Origin of the sequence: Micromonospora sp. BL1 (genome assembly GCF_003667485.1) — a bacterium.
GTDB lineage: Bacteria > Actinomycetota > Actinomycetes > Mycobacteriales > Micromonosporaceae > Micromonospora > Micromonospora tulbaghiae.
On sequence record NZ_RCVK01000130.1, the window covers coordinates 1 to 16986 of the forward strand.

Annotated in this window: 15 protein-coding genes; 7 read left to right on the top strand and 8 right to left on the bottom strand. The window is 74.4% G+C overall.

The window, feature by feature from the left end; all coding sequences use genetic code 11:
- A partial coding sequence (locus EAD96_RS02195; RefSeq protein ID WP_121683084.1) for a hypothetical protein occupies positions 1-785 on the bottom strand: 785 nt, incomplete at its 3' end.
- Between the two features lie 190 nt (positions 786-975).
- Here EAD96_RS02195 and EAD96_RS02200 point away from each other — a divergent pair.
- From EAD96_RS02200 to EAD96_RS02215, 4 genes are all read left to right on the top strand, one after another.
- Complete coding sequence (locus EAD96_RS02200) at positions 976-1644, top strand: methyltransferase (protein ID WP_121683085.1); 669 nt, start codon at positions 976-978, stop codon at positions 1642-1644.
- A gap of 9 nt (positions 1645-1653) precedes the next feature.
- Positions 1654-2817 (top strand): cytochrome P450, encoded by a 1164-nt coding sequence (locus tag EAD96_RS02205; RefSeq protein WP_121683086.1) that lies wholly within the window; start codon positions 1654-1656, stop codon positions 2815-2817.
- 69 nt (positions 2818-2886) lie between these two features.
- Entirely contained in the window at positions 2887-3819 is a 933-nt protein-coding gene (locus tag EAD96_RS02210; protein WP_121683087.1) for an ABC transporter ATP-binding protein, read from the top strand.
- On the top strand, positions 3816-4637 hold the full coding sequence (locus EAD96_RS02215; protein WP_121683088.1) for an ABC transporter permease subunit: 822 nt from the start codon (positions 3816-3818) through the stop codon (positions 4635-4637). The genes EAD96_RS02210 and EAD96_RS02215 overlap by 4 nt, the downstream gene beginning before the upstream one ends.
- Positions 4638-4652: 15 nt before the next feature.
- Here EAD96_RS02215 and EAD96_RS02220 read toward each other — a convergent pair whose 3' ends face one another.
- From EAD96_RS02220 to EAD96_RS02235, 4 genes are read right to left on the bottom strand one after another with little or no spacing between them, the layout of a single operon-like run.
- Positions 4653-5330: a response regulator transcription factor gene (locus EAD96_RS02220; protein ID WP_121683089.1), complete on the bottom strand. Its 678-nt coding sequence runs from the start codon at positions 5328-5330 to the stop codon at positions 4653-4655.
- Positions 5327-6970, bottom strand: coding sequence for a sensor histidine kinase (locus EAD96_RS02225; RefSeq protein ID WP_233585365.1), 1644 nt, complete (start codon positions 6968-6970; stop codon positions 5327-5329). The genes EAD96_RS02220 and EAD96_RS02225 overlap by 4 nt, the downstream gene beginning before the upstream one ends.
- Positions 6971-7016: 46 nt before the next feature.
- Positions 7017-7748, bottom strand: a complete 732-nt coding sequence (gene bioD, locus EAD96_RS02230) for a dethiobiotin synthase (protein ID WP_120570951.1) — start codon at positions 7746-7748, stop codon at positions 7017-7019.
- Entirely contained in the window at positions 7745-8881 is a 1137-nt protein-coding gene (locus tag EAD96_RS02235; RefSeq protein ID WP_120570952.1) for an 8-amino-7-oxononanoate synthase, read from the bottom strand. The genes bioD and EAD96_RS02235 overlap by 4 nt, the downstream gene beginning before the upstream one ends.
- Positions 8882-9040: 159 nt before the next feature.
- Between EAD96_RS02235 and bioB the strand changes: the two genes are divergently transcribed.
- Genes bioB through EAD96_RS02250 form a run of 3 tightly spaced genes read left to right on the top strand, consistent with a single transcriptional unit; the run spans position 9041 to position 10769 of the window.
- A complete protein-coding gene (gene bioB / locus EAD96_RS02240; protein ID WP_120570953.1) occupies positions 9041-10036 on the top strand; it encodes a biotin synthase BioB in 996 nt (331 codons plus the stop codon).
- A 7-nt stretch (positions 10037-10043) separates the two neighbouring features.
- Positions 10044-10259, top strand: coding sequence for a hypothetical protein (locus EAD96_RS02245; RefSeq protein ID WP_121683090.1), 216 nt, complete (start codon positions 10044-10046; stop codon positions 10257-10259).
- 3 nt (positions 10260-10262) lie between these two features.
- Complete coding sequence (locus EAD96_RS02250; protein ID WP_120570954.1) at positions 10263-10769, top strand: GNAT family N-acetyltransferase; 507 nt, start codon at positions 10263-10265, stop codon at positions 10767-10769.
- A 1-nt stretch (position 10770) separates the two neighbouring features.
- Here EAD96_RS02250 and EAD96_RS02255 read toward each other — a convergent pair whose 3' ends face one another.
- The 3 genes from EAD96_RS02255 to EAD96_RS02265 form a co-directional block, all read right to left on the bottom strand.
- Positions 10771-11292, bottom strand: coding sequence for a DUF488 family protein (locus EAD96_RS02255; protein WP_233585366.1), 522 nt, complete (start codon positions 11290-11292; stop codon positions 10771-10773).
- A gap of 125 nt (positions 11293-11417) precedes the next feature.
- Positions 11418-13853 carry a non-reducing end alpha-L-arabinofuranosidase family hydrolase gene (locus tag EAD96_RS02260; RefSeq protein ID WP_121683091.1) on the bottom strand — a complete coding sequence of 812 codons (2436 nt, stop codon included), beginning with the start codon at positions 13851-13853 and terminating at the stop codon, positions 11418-11420.
- A 205-nt stretch (positions 13854-14058) separates the two neighbouring features.
- The gene (locus EAD96_RS02265) at positions 14059-16932 is read right to left on the bottom strand and encodes a glycoside hydrolase family 9 protein (protein WP_121683092.1); all 2874 of its coding nucleotides are present in this window, start codon (positions 16930-16932) and stop codon (positions 14059-14061) included.
- Between the last annotated feature and the right edge of the window lie 54 nt (positions 16933-16986).

Below are 16986 nucleotides of genomic sequence, written 5' to 3' on the forward strand. Positions count from 1 at the left end.
GGGTCAGCCTGCGGGGCGGGGCGCAGCAGGCGGCGCATCCGCAGCAGCAGACCGGCGCCCAGGAACAGCAGCAACCCGCCGAGCAGGAACGCGGCCTGCACCAGGCCGAAGCCGCCGCTGTCCGCCACCGGCCGCCCGGCCACGCCACCGGGCGCGGGAGGCTCCACCACCGCGGCGTCGGTCGGCTCGTCGGTGGGCTCCTCGTCGGGCGCCTCGGAAGACGGCTCGTCGCTCGGTGTGGGCTCCGCGCTGCTCGGCGAGGGAGTCGGCGAAGCCACCTCCTCCCCCACCACCTCACGGGAGGCGGTCCGCCGGGCCAGCAGCCGCAACTGCGGGTCGTACGCCTCGGCGGCGAAGCTCACCCGCCCGCGCCCGACGTCCTCGGCGAACGCGACCCGGTAGCGGGCGGTCACGGTACGGCCGGGACACAGCACACCCGGGTCGAGCTGCCGGTCGGTGAGCCGGGCGGTATCTCCCTCGGTGCGGATCTCCAACGGGAACGAGCCGCTGTCCTCCACCCGGTCCACCTTGAGCTGGTCCAGCCGCAGGCCCTGCACCCGCACCAGCATCGACCAGCGCACCTTGACACAGCCGCCCCCGTCGGAGCGGGACACCACGGCGGACAGCGTCTCCACCCGGTCCCCGGCGGTGAACTCGTCCGGCAGGCCACTCAACTCGGTGGAGAAGGCCGCCGCCGCCCGCGCCGGCACGGCTCCGCCGTATCCGGTCCCGGCCACGAAGGTCAGCACCAGTCCGATCCGCAGCGCGTGCCGCCAGCCGCTCACCACGCCTCCTCACCCTCGGTCGTGTCCACAGGCAACGCTAGGAGCGCGCCGGGCACGCCGGTAGACGGGCGTGTTCGCATCCAACGCCACAACACGGGGCCTGTTTCACCGAGCGTGGTGAACCGGTCACGACGGCACCGCGACACGCCCGGGATGCGGGTGGGGAACCGGGGTGGGCCACAATTCTCCGGTGTCCGAGCTGTCCGCCGCGTTCGTCCGGCTGCACGCCCGTCTCGCCCCGGTGGCGTTCGTCCCCGAGGTGCTGCTGCACCAGGCCGACGAGCCGATCGGCCTGTGGGAGCTGACCGAGGGCGAGTTCCGCAGCGCCCAGCCGCCGCCGTTCTGGGCGTTCGCCTGGGCCGGCGGGCAGGGCCTGGCCCGCTACGTCACCGACCACCCCGAGGTGGTCGCCGGCCGCCGCGTGCTCGACCTGGCCTCCGGCTCCGGCCTGGTCGCCGTCGCCGCCGCCCGCGCCGGGGCCGCCGCCGTCCGGGCGGTCGAGGTGGACGAGCGCGCCGTGGCCGCCGTCGCGCTCAACGCCGAGGCCAACGGGGTACGCGTCGACGCCGAACTCGGCGACATCCTCGACTCCGACGCCGGCGACGCCGAGGTGGTGCTGGCCGGGGACGTCTTCTACAGCGAGGCGATGGCCCGCCGGATGCTGCGGTTCCTGCTCCGGGCCGCCCGCGCGGGCGCCCGGGTGCTGGTGGGCGACCCGGGCCGGGCGTTCCTGCCCCGCGAGCGCTTCCACGAACTGGCCGCGTACGACGTGCCGGTGTCCGAGGCGCTGGAGAGCGTACGGGTGAAGCACACCACCGTCTGGGAGCTGGACCCGAACCCGCCCGGCGCCCGCCGCTAGCGTTACCGCGTGCTGTTCCGGGGCTGGGGGGAGTCCGTCGACGGACAGTGGCCCGACGCGGCCACGGTGGTCGACCACGTCGGCGTGCCGCACCTGGTGGTGACCCGGCACGCGCTCGTCCGCAGGGTGCTCACCGATCCGGTGACGTTCCGGCCGGACAACGCGCTCGACGCGGTCACCCCGATCCCGGTGGCCGCGCTGCGGGTGCTCGCCGGGCACCGGTTCCGGCTGCCGCCGACACTGGCGAACAACGGCGGCGCCGACCACCCGGAGATCCGGGGCATCGTCGCCGCCGCGCTGCACCCGCACCGCGTGGACGCCCAGCGCCGGTGGCTGACCGGGCTGGTCCGGGAGCGGGTGGCCGGGCTGGCGGCGGAGCTGGACGCGGGCCGCCCGGTCGACCTGTACGCCGGGCTCGCCGCCGACCTGCCGCTGTTGGTGCTGGCCCGGCTGGTCGAGCTGCCGGACGCCCCGGTCGGCGCGGTGAAGGACTTCGCCCGCGCCGCGCTGGAGCTGTTCTGGGCGCCGCTGGACGCCGACCGGCAGCTCGCGCTGGCCGCCGAGGTGGGCCGGTTCCACACCGTGCTGCGGGAGTTCGCCGCCACCGGGGGCGGGCTCGCCGCGCGGCTGCGCGAGGCCGGGCACTCCCCCGACGTGGTGGTCGGGGCGCTGTTCTTCCTGCTGGTCGCCGGCCAGGAGACCACCTCGCAGTTCCTCACCCTGCTGCTGCACCGGCTGTCCGGCGAACCGGCGGTACGGGCCGGGCTGCGCGCCGGGGAGATCGACGTGGACGACGTGGTCGAGGAGGGGCTGCGGCTGGAGCCGCCGATCGTCACCTGGCGGCGGGTGGCAGCCGTCGACACCACGCTCGGCGAGGTCCCCGTACCGGCGGGCACCAGCGTGGTGGCGTGGCTGGCCCGCGCCGGGCGCGACCCGGCAGTGGTCGGCGCGCCGGGCGAGTTCCGCCCCGGCCAGCCCGGTTCGCGGCGGCACCTGGCGTTCGGCGCCGGGCCGCACCGCTGCGTCGGCGCGCAGCTGGCCCGGATGGAGGCCGCCGTGGTGGTCGCCGAGGCCACCGCGCTGCTCGACGGCGTGACTGTGGTGCGTCCACCGTGGTGCCCGGACAACCTCACCTTCCGGATGCCGGACGCGTTCGTGGTCCGTCGCACCTGACGAAAGTCAGTGCGGGCCGCTGCCGTTCGACGGCGGTGCCGCACCCCCGCCGGCCCATAGCGTCGCCGCATGATCACACTTCGTGCGTTGACGAAACGGTTCGGCGACGTGACAGCCGTCGACGACCTGACCGTCGAGATCCGCCCCGGGCAGGTCACCGGGTTCCTCGGCCCGAACGGCGCGGGCAAGTCCACCACCATGCGGATGGTGCTCGGCCTGGACCGGCCCACCGCCGGGCAGGCACTGGTCGACGGCCGGGACTACCGCACGCTGCGGCACCCGCTGCACGAGGTCGGCGCGCTCCTCGACGCCACCGGCGTGCACCCGGCCCGCTCCGGCGTGGCGCACCTGCGGGCGATGGCGCGCAGCAACGGCGTACCGGCCCGGCGGGTGACCGAGGTGCTCGACCTGGTCGGCCTGGACGCCCGCGCGGCCGGCAAGCCGGGCCGGGCGCTGTCGCTGGGCATGGGCCAGCGGCTCGGCATCGCCGGCGCGCTGCTCGGCGACCCGCCGGTGCTGCTGCTCGACGAGCCGGTCAACGGACTCGACCCGGACGGCGTGCGGTGGATCCGGGGCTTCACCCGCCGCCTCGCCGACGAGGGACGCACCGTCCTCGTCTCCAGCCACCTGATGAGCGAGATGCAGCAGACCGCCGACCGGGTGGTGGTGCTGGGGCGCGGCCGGCTGGTGGCCGACGCGCCGCTGGCCGAGCTGATCGCCGCCCGGCCCACCGCGTCGGTCCGGGTACGCGGCCCCGAGCCGGCCGCGCTCGCCGCGCTCGGCGACCGGCTCGCCGCCGAGGGCGCGACTGTCACCACCGACGAGGGTGGGATGTCCGTCGCCGGCAGCACCGCCGGCCGCGTCGGCGACCTGGCGCACGAGATGGGGGTACGCCTGCACGAGCTGACCCCCGTCGCCCCCTCCCTGGAGGAGGCGTTCCTGGAGCTGACCGCCGACAGCGTGGAGTACGCCGCCGGCCCGACCCGAGGTGGCACCCGATGACCACGCTGGACACGCTCGACCCGGCCCGGCGGACCGCCCGGCCCGCCCCCGCCGGACGTCCGCTCGCCGGGGCGGTGGCCGCCGAGTGGACGAAACTCTGGTCGGTCCGCTCCACCTGGTGGACGCTGCTCGCGGCGGTGCTGACCATGGCGGCCACCAGCGCCCAGCTCGCCATCTACGCGCAGAACGCCAACACCGACGACGACCCGGCCAACAACCCGGGCGTGGTGGACGTCGGCGAGATCGTGGCCGGGTCGCTGGAGCTGACCCAGTACGTGGTGCTGGCGCTCGGCCTGTTCGCGATCACCAGCGAGTTCACCACCGGCACGATCCGCACCACGCTGCGGTGCACCCCGTCACGGGGGCGGGTGCTGGCGGCCAAGGCGATCGTGGTGGGCGCGGTGACGTTCGGCCTCGGGCTGCTGCTCGGCACTGTCGGCGCGGTGACGGCGCGGCCGGTGCTGGGCGAGTGGGGCCACGCCCCGCTGGGCGGGACGGTGGCCGACGTGGTGGCCGCCGCGGCGTACCTGGCGCTCGTCGGTGTGCTGGCGCTCGGCCTGGCGGCGGCGCTGCGCGGCGCGGTACTGACGCTGACCGTGCTGTTCGCGCTGCTGATGATCGTGCCGCTGTCGTTGCAGGAGCCGGACATCACGGTGCTGACCCTGATCGCCGACGCGTTCCCCGGCGTGGCCGGCAACCACTTCCTGGCCGGGGACACCGAGCCGTACCCGGCGGCGGCGGGGCTGCTGGTGCTCGCCGCCTGGACCGCCGTCGCGCTGGCGCTGGGCCGGTGGGCGCTGGCACGACGCGACGCCTGAGCGGGGCGGGGCTGGTCAGCCGGCGGGCGGAACCAGCCCCGCCTCGTACGCGAGGATCGCCGCCTGCACCCGGTTGCGCACGTCCAGCCGGGTGAAGATGCTGGTCAGATAGCTCTTCACGGTGCCCTCGACCAGGTGCAGCCGACGGGCGATCTCGGCGTTCGACAGTCCCGCCCCGACCAGCGCCAGCACGTCGCGTTCCCGGTCGGTCAGCCCGGCCAGCCGGTCCCGCGCGTACGGGCCGCGGGCCATCCGGCCGCCGCTCAGCTCGATCACCCGGCGGGCCACCCGCGGCGACAGGTACGCCCCGCCGTCGGCCACCGCCCGCACCCCGGCCAGCAGTTCGCGCGGGTCACCGGACTTGAGCAGGAACCCGGCGGCGCCGTGACCGAGCGCGCGGGCGATCAGGTCGTCGTCGCCGAACGTGGTGAGCATGACCGCCGCCGTCTCCGGCACCAGCCGGCGGATCTGCGCGGCGGCGCTGAGCCCGTCGCAGCGGGGCATCCGGATGTCCAGCAGCGCCACCCGGGGCCGGTACGCGCGGACCAGTTCCACCGCCGCGAGGCCGTCGCCCGCCTCACCGACCACCTCGATGCCGGGGTCGGCCGCCAGGATCGCCCGGACCCCGGCCCGGACCAGCGCCTCGTCGTCGGCGAGCACCACCCGCAGCGGGCGGTCGAGGTCGTCGCTCATGGTGCGATCTGCTCCTTGCTGACCAGCCGGCCGTCGGCGAAGCAGAGCCGCCAGGTCGCCTGGGCGAACGGGAAGTTGCCGTCGGTGTAGAACTCGCAGCCCGGCACCGCGCCGGTCGCGGGCGGGTCGGCCTGCCGCCGGGGCAGCCCGAGCGCGTCACGCGGCTCACCCAGCCGCAGCCGTTCGTAGCCGGCCCGGTCGAGCACCGCGCCGGCCGTGGCGAGCGGGTAGTAGACGAGCGCCAGCACCAGTGCGAGCCCGGCGGGCGCGCCGATCGCGACGAGCAGGCTGCGCCGCACCCGCCGCCGGGCCTCCCGCAGCCGCCGGGCCGCGTCCCCGGGCTCACCCCGCCGGGGTACGCCGGCAGCCACGCTTCCGGACACGCCGGGCGGATCCGCGTCCGCGCGGCCGTCGCCGAGACCACCGGATCGCGGGATGGTCGTCCCGGAATCGCCGGCCGGACCGGTGTCGACACCGGCGCGTCCGGAGACACCGAGCGCGTCCGTGAGGCCGCCGGTGACCGGCGAGGCAGCCTCGGCGTCGGCCGGGCCGGTCAGCGGGACGCGGGCGGTGACCGCCCAGCCGCCGTCGCGGGGACCGGCGTCCAGGGTGCCGCCGGCGAGGCGTACCCGCTCGCGCAGCGCCAGCAACCCGGAGCCGTGCGACGGCGGCCCGGGCAGCGGACCGGCCGGCGGCGGCGCGTTCACCACCGCGACAGTCACCGCGCCGGCATCGCGTCCCACAGCGACTGTGACGGGGGCGCCGGGGGCGTAGCGGGCGGCGTTGGTGAGCGCCTCCCGGACCACCCGGTGCACCGCGTGCGCGGGCAGCGGCGGCAGGTCCGCCCCGTCGGCGCGCAGGTCGACCGTCATCCCGGCGTCGCGGGCGCCGTCGACCACGTCGGCGACCGTCTCCCCCGGCGGCCGCAACGTGCGTTCCTCGCGCAGCACGCCGATCACGTCGTGCAGCCGTTCGGTGGCGGCGGCGACGCTGGCCCGCAGCTCACCGGCCGCCGCCCGGTGCGCCGGGGACAGGTCCGGTGCCAGTTCCAGCGCGCCCGCCCGCAGCGCGATGAGGCTCAGGTCGTGGCCGAGCGAGTCGTGCATGTCCTGGGCGATGCGGGCCCGCTCGCGCAGGCGTACCCGCTCGACCTCGGCCCGGCGCTCGGCCTGCGCGTGCCGCAGCCCGGCGTCGGCGAGCGCGCGGTGCTGCCGCCGCAGCCGGCCCAGCAGCCAGGGGAACACCCCGGCGAACAGCAGCACCGAGGCGAGCAGGAACCAGGTGGACGGCTCGGTGCCGAGCAGCCCGAGGTTGAGCACCGAGCCGGTGACCGCGATGGCGGCGAAGACGGCGGCGGCCGGTGCGGCCCGGTCGCTGCGCCGCCCGGCCAGGTAGCCGAAGACCGGGATGGCGAACACCACGTTGCCGTCGACGAGCGAGCCGGCCACCACCGCGAGCACCGCGACCAGCGGCCACCGGCGGCCGATCCACACCGCCGTGCCGAGCAGCGCCAGCGCGGCGGCCAGCGGCGGCAGCTCGCCGATCTGCGGCGGGGTGAGCCGGCCGTACGCGACAGGCGCCGCCAGCACGGCCCAGAGCAGCAGGTCACCGGCCCGGCGCTGTCGTTCGCGGGGTTCCACGGCGGTCACGCTACCCACGCCCGGCCGGGCCGGGCACCGACGAAAGTCAGGTCTCCTCGGCCCAGGCCCGCCAGTCGTCCAGCACGCCGTACAGGGCGGGGGTGAGCCAGCCGGACGCGGACCGGCGGAACACGCCCGGGTCCATCCCGCCCGCGCCGGCCGGCACCGCGCCGAGCAGGTTCGGCACCAGCTCGGACAGGTTGAGCCAGTGCACCAGCTCCGGTTCGGCCGGCCAGGCGCCGATCACCACTCCGGCCGGGACGGCCCGCCGCTCCAGCGCCTCCAGCGTCAGCGCGGTGTGGTTGAGCGTGCCGAGCCCGGCCCGCGCCACCACCACCGCGGGTGCGCCGAGCGACACCGCCAGGTCGGCCACCGTCCACGGCTCGCCGGACGGGCGCAACCCCATCGGTACGAGCAGCCCGCCCGCGCCCTCGACGAGCACCAGGTCGTGCTTGTCCGCCTCCTCGCGGACGGCGTCGACCGCGTTGTACAGCTCCAGCGGCGGCAGCTCCGCCACCCGGGCCGCGGCCAGCGGGGCCAGCGGATCGGGGTAGCTCGCCAGCGTCCGGCCGGTCAGCGGGGCGGCCAGCCGGGTCACCGAGTCGACGTCGCCGGGCTCGCCTGTCGCCGTACCCGTCTGGCCGGGCTTGACCACGGCGACCCGCAGGCCGGCCGCCTGCGCGGCGGCGGCGACGGCGGCGGTCACCACCGTCTTGCCGACCTCGGTGTCCGTGCCGGTCACCAGCACCGGCCCGGTCCAGGCGTCGCCGAAGCTCATGGCGCACACTCCACGATGACGTCCAGGGCCCGGTCGAAGTCGGCCCGGTCCACCCCGGCGCTGACGGTGAGCCGCAGCCGGGAGCGGCTGTCCGGCGTGGACGGGGGACGGAAGCAGCCGACCGCCACGCCCCGGTCACGGCAGGCGGCGGCCCAGGCGGTCGCCTCCTGCGGGCCGGGCGCGGTCACCGAGATCACGGCGCCGTCCGGGGCGGACACGGACAGCCCGGCCCCGCCGAGCCGGCGCACCGCCGTGGCGACCCGGTCGGCCAGCTCGGCGCGCAGCGCGTCACCGGTGCGGGCCAGGCGCACCGCGGCGCTGACCCCGGCCACCACGGCGGGCGGCGGCGCGGTGTCGAAGATGAACGTGCGGCCGGTCTCCACCAGGTGCCGGACGAACTCGGCTGGCCCGGCGACCACGCCGCCGGCCCCGCCGAGCGCCTTGGACAGCGTCGCGGTGACCACCACGTCGGGCGCGCCGGCCAGCCCGGCGGCGGCCACCCCGCCGGCGCCGGCCGGGCCGGTGACGCCGAGCGCGTGCGCGTCGTCGACGAGCAGCAGCGCGCCGTGCCGGCGGGCCACCGCGTGCAGCTCCGCGAGCGGGGCCAGGTCGCCGTCGACGGAGAAGACCGACTCGGTCACCACCACCGCCGGGCGGCCCGGCGCGGCGGCGAGCGCCGCGGCCACCGCTGCCACGTCGGCGTGCGGCGTCACGAGCGTCTCGGCGCCGGAGATGCGGCAGCCGTCGATCAGCGAGGCGTGGTTGTGGGCGTCGGAGACGAGCAGCGTACGCGGCTGCGTCAGCCCTCGGACGGCGGCGAGGTTGGCCAGGTAGCCGGAGGAGAAGACGAGCGCACGGTCGACGCCGAGCCAGCCGGCCAGGTCGTCCTCCAGCGCGTGGTGGGCGTCGGTGGACCCGCGCACCAGACGCGACCCGGTGGCGCCCAGCCCGTACTCGGACAGGGCCGTCGCGGCGGCGGCCGTGACCTCCGGGTGGGTGGCCAGGCCGAGGTAGTCGTTGCCGGCCAGGTCGACCACGGCGTCGTCGGCGGCCCGGGGGCGCAGCGTGCGGGTCAGCCCCGCCCGGGCCCGCAGCTCGGCGCGGCGGTCCAGGGCCGCCAGCCAGTCCGCCACCGTGCCGTCCCCTCCCGCCGACTCCCCGCCCCGCCGGGCGCTTCCGCGGGGCGAAGTTACCACCCGCGCGGAGGGCCCCGGCGTGGCGCGGTCCCGGCTCGCCGGAGGGCCGGCGGCGGCGGTTTCCCGGGCTCACGGTGGCCTGTTAGGTTACGAGCCATGCCAGAGATCCTCGACCAGGCCCGGGAGCGGGTGCTGGGCAACGGCGTCGGCCTCGACGAGGCCGGCGTCCTCGCGGTGCTGAACCTTCCCGACGAGCACCTGCCCGCCGCGCTCCAGCTCGCCCACGAGGTCCGGATGCGCTGGTGCGGCCCGGAGGTCGAGGTCGAGGGCATCATCTCGCTGAAGACCGGCGGCTGCCCGGAGGACTGCCACTTCTGCTCGCAGTCCGGCCTGTTCACCTCCCCGGTCCGTTCGGTCTGGCTGGACATCCCGGCGCTGGTCGAGGCCGCGAAGCAGACCGCCGCGACCGGGGCGACCGAGTTCTGCATCGTGGCCGCCGTGCGCGGCCCGGACGCCCGGCTGATGAAGCAGATGCGCGAGGGCGTCGCCGCCATCCGCGCCGAGGTCGACATCCAGGTCGCGGCCTCGCTCGGCATGCTCACCCAGGAGCAGGTCGACGAGCTGGTCGAGATGGGCGTGCACCGCTACAACCACAACCTGGAGACCTGCCGCTCCTACTTCCCGAACGTGGTCACCACGCACTCGTGGGAGGAGCGCTGGGAGACGCTGCGGATGGTCCGCGAGTCCGGCATGGAGGTCTGCTGCGGCGGCATCCTCGGGCTCGGCGAGACGGTCGAGCAGCGCGCCGAGTTCGCCGCCCAGCTCGCCGAGCTGGACCCGCACGAGGTGCCGCTGAACTTCCTCAACCCGCGCCCCGGCACGCCGCTCGGCGACCGCCCGGTGGTGGAGGGCAAGGACGCGCTGCGCGCCATCGCCGCGTTCCGGCTGGCCATGCCGCGCACCATCCTGCGGTACGCGGGCGGCCGCGAACTCACCCTCGGTGACCTGGGCACCCGCGACGGTCTGCTCGGCGGCATCAACGCGGTGATCGTCGGCAACTACCTGACCACGCTGGGCCGGCCGGCGACGGCCGATCTGAAGCTGCTGGAAGACCTGAAGATGCCGGTGAAGGCGCTCTCGGCGACCCTGTGAGGCAGCGGTGACCGAATCCTCCCCCGCCACCACGGCCCCCGCCGTGCTCTGGTGCGACAGGTGCGGCGAGTCGGTGGCGGCCGGGCCGCACCCGGCGTGTGAGGCGGCCCGGGCGTGGGAGCCGCCGCGCTGGTGCGCGTCCTGTCGGCGGCGGATGAAGGTGCAGGTCGTACCGACGGGCTGGTCGGCGATCTGCGTCGAGCACGGCGAGCGGCGGGGCTGAGGCGTGCTGCGGGGGCGGGCGGTGACGCTGCGGCCGGTGACCGACGCCGACGTGCCCGCCCTGGCCGCGATCCGGGCCACCCCCGAGGTGCGCCGCTGGTGGCGCGGCGGCGACGACCTGGCCGCGTCGGTGCGGGCCGACCTCGCCGACGACGCGGTGACGACCTACGCGGTCGAGCACGACGGCCGGCTGGTCGGCGCGATCCAGTGGTACGCCGAGACCGACCCGGACTACCGCCACGCCAGCCTGGACGTGTTCCTCGACCCGGCGGTACGCGGCTCGGGGCTGGGCGGCGACGCGATCCGCACGCTGGTCCGGCACCTGATCGACGAGTACGGCCACCACCGGTTCACCATCGACCCGGCGGCGGCGAACACGGCGGCGATCCGGGCGTACGCGAAGGTGGGGTTCCGCCCGGTGGGCATCATGCGCCGCTACGAGCGCGGCGCGGACGGACGCTGGCACGACGCGCTGCTGATGGATCTGCTCGCCGAGGACCTGGCCGGCTGAGTCAGCCTTCCCAGAGCAGGTGCCCGTCGGGCAGGCGGCGGGCGCCCTCGGCGGGCCGGTGCGGGCTGAGCCGCCCGTCCGGCATGAGGTGCGACACCGGCACGCCGCGGCCGAGCACGGCGACGTCGGCGATCAGCCGCCGGTGGCAGCGCCACCAGACGCTCTCGCTGCACATCACCGCCGTGGTCCGCCGCGCGGCGTCGGCCAGCACCTCGTCCAGTGCGGCGTCGAAGTCGGGCGTGCGGGTGTACGCGGCGTACGCCCGGAAGGCCGCGACCGTCCACCAGGTGTCCGGTTCCGGCTCGCCGGCGCGGACGTGCCGGCGGCCGCCGAGGCGCGGCTCCCAGCGGTAGTCGATGCCCCGTTCGGGCAGCCAGCGTTCGAGGGCCTCGCGGCGGACGTCGGGGTTGGTCCGGCTGGCCGGGTAGCGGCGCACGTCCACGACCAGGGCGACCTCCGCGCCGGCCAGCAGGTCCCCGAGCTGGTCGCGGTGGGCGGCCCCGTGGCCGACGGTCAGCAGCATGCGCTCCACCGATCCAGCTTGCCCCGGGTCACCGCCGTCCGCCCGCCGGCCGGTCCGGCCCACCGGAACGGGCGTGCCCGGCACCGCGCGGGTGCCGGGCACGCTCTCCTCGAACGGTGTGACGGTCAGCGCTGGAGGGTCAGCACACCCGGCCGCCACGGCAGCAGGTTGTAGTCGCCTCCCGCACTGGGGTTCTTGCCCTGGTACAGGAACTGCAGGTTGCAGGCGTCGACGGTCTTGGTCTGGTCGGGGTTGGTGCGGACCAGGTCACCGTGGCTGATGTCGTTGGTCCACGTCGCGCCGCTGTTGGCCTTGCCGGCGAACGGGTTGCTCTCGGTGGCGGCCTGCGGGGTCCACGAGCCGTTCAGGCTGCTGGACGTGAACGACCGGAAGTAGCGTCCCTGGCTCCCGATCGCCTCGACGATCATGAGGTACTGGTTCTGACCCGCCACCTTGTAGACCTCGACGCCCTCGAACAGGTTGTTCGTCGAGTCGGTCATGATCGTCGTGTAGCTCGAACCGAAGCTGCCCGGGAAGTTCCCGAGCGGCATGCTCGACCGGTAGATCTTGCCGTTGTCCCCGGCGAAGAACAGGTACATGTTCTGGTCGTCGCCGATGAGCGTCTGGTCGATCACGCCGTACGGCGCGTCGGGCAGGGTGGCGGTGGACAGCGTCTGCGCCGAGGACCAGCCGTTGGCGTTCGTCGGGTCGCTCGACGTCTTGTAGCTGAACGAGGTCGGTCCCCACTGGTACGCCAGCACCCAGATGTTCTTCGGCGCGAAGTACAGCAGGGTGGGCGCCACGGTGCCCTGGCTCATTCCGTTCTGGCCGGCCGAGGCCATGTCGGACCAGTTCGTGAACGTGCTGAAGTTCATCGAGCTGTACTGGCCGCTGCTGTTGACGTACGACCCGTAGACCAGGTGCTTGCCGTTGTAGACCACGTTGGTGAAGTCCTTGAGCGAGACCCAGCCGTTCTGCGGGTTGGCCAGCGCGCCGGTCGACGACCACCGGTAGGTCGACGGGAGCGAGCAGCCGCCCGGCGGGGGCGTCGTGGTCGGCGGCGGCGTGGTCGGGGGCGTGGTGCCACCGAAGTCGGTCCGCCATTGCTGGTTGGTCTGTCCGTGGCAGTCGTACAACTGGACCTGCTGGCCGTTGCCGGTGCCCCAGACGTCCAGGCAGCGGCCGGACTGCACGCCGCTGATGGTGCCGTTGGAGTTGATGTTCCACTGCTGGTTCGACTGGCCGTTGCAGTCCCAGATGATGATTCCGGTGCCGTTGGCGGTGGCCGCGCCGTTCGCGTCGAGGCACTTGCTGCCGTAGACCATCAGCTGCTTGTTCGAGGTGTACGTCCACTGCTGGTTGGACTGGCCGTTGCAGTCGTAGAGCTGGACGCGGGTGCCGTTGGTCTGGGTGGCGTTCGGCACGTCGATGCACCGGCCCGACTGCACGCCGACGATCCGGCCGGCGCCGCCGCTCGGCGGCGGTCCCGTGGTCGGGGTCGTGGTCGGCCCCGAGGTCGGGGCGGCGGCGTTGAGCGCGTTGAGGACCGAGTTGTACGCGGCCTTCTTGTTGCCGCCGCCGTCGAAGAGCAGCGGGTTCTCGCCTGAGCGCCACGAGTCGCTGTCGCGGACGCCCCAGACGGTGATGCCGATGCAGCGCGGGACGTTCAGGCACGCCTGGGTCAGCCCGGCGTACTGGCTGGTCGAGGCGTTGGTGACGTCCGCCTCGGTCAGCGCCACGTCGACGCCGAGGGCGGCGAAGTTCTGCAGCGTGGTCTGGAAGTTGCCGGGCAGCGAGCTGCCGCCGGTGAAGTGGGTCTGCAGGCCCACGCAGTCGATCGGGACGCCGCGGGACTTGAAGTCCCGGATCATGTTGTAGACGCCCTGCGTCTTGCCGTACGACCAGTTCTCGATGTTGTAGTCGTTGTAGCAGAGCTTGGTCGACGGATCGGCGGCCCGCGCGGTGCGGAACGCGACCTCGATCCAGTCGTTGCCGGTGCCCTGGAGGTTGGAGCTACGGCGGCTGCCGTCCTCGTTGAACGCCTCGTTGACCACGTCCCACGCGGCGAGCTTGCCCCGGTAGTGGGCCATCACGCCGTTGATGTGGTCGATCATGGCCTGACGAAGGTTGCTGCCGTTCAGGCTCTGCATCCAGCCCGGCTGCTGCGCGTGCCACGCCAGGGTGTGCCCGCGGACCTTCAAGCCGCGCTGGGTCGCCCAGTTGTAGATCTGGTCACCGGAGTTGAAGTTGAACTGGCCCCGCTGGGGCTGCGTCGCGTCCGGCTTCATCTCGTTCTCGGCGGTGATCATGTTGAACTCGCGCCCGGCGATGGTGCTGTACGTCGAGTCGCCGAGCCGGCCCGCCGCGATCGCCGTGCCGAAGTACCGGCCCGACTGCGCGGCGGCCGCGCCCAGCGTGCTCGCGGCGGCGTTTGCCGACGGCATCATCACCGCGACGGCGGCCACCGTCACGGCGCTGACCGCGCCGGCGAGCAGCGCTCGGACGGCGGGTGATCGCCGTCGCCGGCTCCCGCCACGATGAACGGATGGGCTCATGGCCATCTTGGCCTCCTCACTGGCCAACACCCAGGCCGCCGGGGCGAAGACGACTGGACGTCTCGGTTGGTTATCTAGCTCCGTCGATGCTTCCATCGCGCATCGACGGGGACAATGGTGTTTCGGAAACGTTTCGGAAAGGTTCTGGCCGCGAGGCGTGGCGTGGCCGGTCGCCCGGTGCGGCACCGGCCACGCCACGCCGCCTCGACGGTCAGGAGACGGTGCAGGCGGAGCCGTTCAGGGTGAAGGCGGCGGGCCTCGGGTTGGCGCCGGTGTGGGTGCCGTTGAAGCCGAAGCTCGTCGACGCCCCCGGCGCCAGCGTGCCGTTGTAGGACAGGTTCGACGCGGTCACCGCGGTGCCGGTCTGGGTCACGTTCGCCGACCAGGCCTGCCCGACCTTCTGCCCGCTGTTGCCGAACGTGAACGCGAGCGTCCAGCCGTTGATCGCCGTGGTGCCGGTGTTGGCGACAGTGACGTTCGCGGTGAACCCGGTGTCCCAGGTGTTCGCCGTCCACGTCACCGCGCAGGCGCCGCCCGTGGGCGGGGCCGCGGTGGTCACTGTGACGCCGGGCGAGGCCGGCGAGACGTTGCCGGCCGCGTCCACCGCCACCACAGTGAAGGTGTACGTGGTGGAGGCGGTCAGCCCGGTCACCGCCAGCGTGGTGCCGGTGGCGGTGCCGACCAGGACGTTCCCGCCCCGGTAGACGCGGTACCCGGTGACCCCGACGGCGTCGGTGGACGGGCCCCAGGTCAACGTCAGGCCGGTCGGGCCGACCGCCGAGGCGGTGGGCGTACCGGGTGCGGTCGGCGGGGTGGTGTCCGGCGCCGGGCCGGCCGGCGTGGTGACGCTGACGGCAGCCGACGACGCCGAGCGGTTGCCGGCGCCGTCGAGCGCCCGCACGGTGAACTGGTACGTCCGCTCCGGCAGCAGCCCGGTCACCGCGAGCGTGTTGGTGGTGGCGGTCCGCAGCACCAGCGCGTCGCTGCCGGTCTGCGACTGGGTGATCTCGTACCCGGCCAGGCCGCTGCCGCCGGTGTCGGTGGACGCGGCCCAGGTCAGCGTGAGCCCGCTCGACGTGACGGCGGACGCGACGGGCGTGCCGGGCACCGAGGGCGCCGTCGTGTCCGGCGTGGCCGGTCCGGGCTCCTCGCCCCAGACGCGTACGCCGGCGGAGTAGAGCGGCACCTTACGGTTCGGCCCGGCCGTGGCCTGGTACGACGGGTCGTTCGTCGGATCCCAGGTGCCGCCCTCCGGCACCCCGATCTTGAACTGGACCTCCATCCGGTGCTGCGACTGGCCGGCGGGCGCGATGGTGTGGCCGGTGCAGTCGACCTCGACGTACCAGATGTCGCCGGAGAACTGCTTCGCCGCCGACGGGGACGGGCAGCCCTGGGTGTAGCCGGGCGTGACTGTCACCGGGCCGGCGCCGTCGGGCCGGAAGAAGTACCGGAACTTACCGGTGGTCAGCGCCCGGGCCGGGAACGCCGACTTGTTGTAGACGATCGCCTTGAGCCCGGTGGCGCGCGGCTCGGCCTGCATCACTGTGGTCTCCACAGTCAGCTCGTCCAGGTCGGGCGTCTCGGCGACCGGGAAGCCGGCGAGCGGGCTGCCGCCGTACTCGTTCGTCAGCCGGGCCAGCGCCGAGGTGAAGCCGGCGTTGTAGTCGGTGGCCACCTCGTTCATCACGTAGTCCGACCGGCTGTCGGTGTACGCGTCGTTGGCCGAGGACGGGCCGCCGACCAGCGCGCCGTAGAGCACGTGCCGGGTCTCGGTGGGCACGGTCTGGCTGTCCCACCAGGAGCCGTGCGCGGTGCGGTGGTGCGGGTTGCGCGGCGAGTTGGCGCCGAAGCCGATCTGGTAGCTGGCGTTGCGCGGGTTGTCGCCCAGCGCGTAGTTGATCTGCCGGACGGCGAAGTCGTGGTAGCGCGCCTTGCGCGTGGTGTCGGTGGTCCTGTCGCTGTAGACCAGCGCGGCGAACGCGGTGTTGGAGGCGTACCGCAGCGCGCCCCAGGAGTCGAGCACGGCCATCCCGCCGGGCGAGTACGGCACCCGCTGCCCGTTGACGCCCACCGTCCAGTAGTCCAGCCACCGGTTGGCGTCGTCGACGTACTTCTGCTTGCCGGTCAGGTTCGCCAGCAGCACGTACGCGCCGAACTGCTTGTTGTCCCAGGCGATGGTCCACTTGTAGGAGCGGGTGGTGGACTGCGGCTCGGTGCCGAGCTTGTCGTACTCGCTCTCCGCCTTGGCCAGGTAGGTGGCGTCGCCGGTGGCCCGGTACAGCCAGATCGCGCCCCACACCAGCTCGTCCTGGTAGCCGCTCCACGACTTGTAGAAGCTCGTCGCGTCGGTGATGCACTCGTGGTAGTTCTTCCGCACCGTGTCGGCGAACGTGTAGAGCTGCTTGGCGTGGCCGAGCAGCTTGTCCGCGTAGGCCGCGTCGGTGGACCGGAACACCATGGACGAGGCGGCCATCGCGGCCGCCGTCTCCCCCGCCAGGTCCGCGCCGCCGCAGCTCGCGTCGATCCGGTACGCGGGCCGCGCCATCGGCATCACCTCGGCCGGGCCCCACCACTTGTGGTCGTCGTCGCCCTTGCCGACCTGTCCGTAGAGGACGTTCGGGGCGGGGTGCGCCTTGACGAAGTAGTCGTTGACGAAACGCAGGTTGTTGAGCAGGTGGGTGAGCTGGCCGGAGGCGGCGTACCCGTCGCGGTACTCGACCGCGCCCCAGGCCAGCATGGTGGCGCTGAACGCCATCGGGAAGCCGAACTTCACGTGGTCGCCGGCGTCGTACCAGCCGCCGGTGAGGTCGACGCCGACGTCGGCGCCGTCGGTGAGCGCGGAGTCGCCGCGCCAGGACACCCGGTTCCAGGAGGGCTTGCGGCCCGACTGCTGCGCCTCGTAGAAGAACAGCGACTTCTGCAACGCCTCGGCGTAGTTGAACGCGGGCGCGGCCTGCGCGGCGGAGGCGGACGCGGGTGGCGGGGCGGCTACGGCCGTGGCCAGGCCGACGGCCAGCGCGGCGCCGGCGGCGAACAGCCGGCGGAGCCGGGACCGGCCTCCCGGCGGCGGAATCGGACGGGGCATGGCGAGCTCCTGTGGCTGGCGCCGGGCGGCAGCCGGAGCGGGGACGGGTTCGCA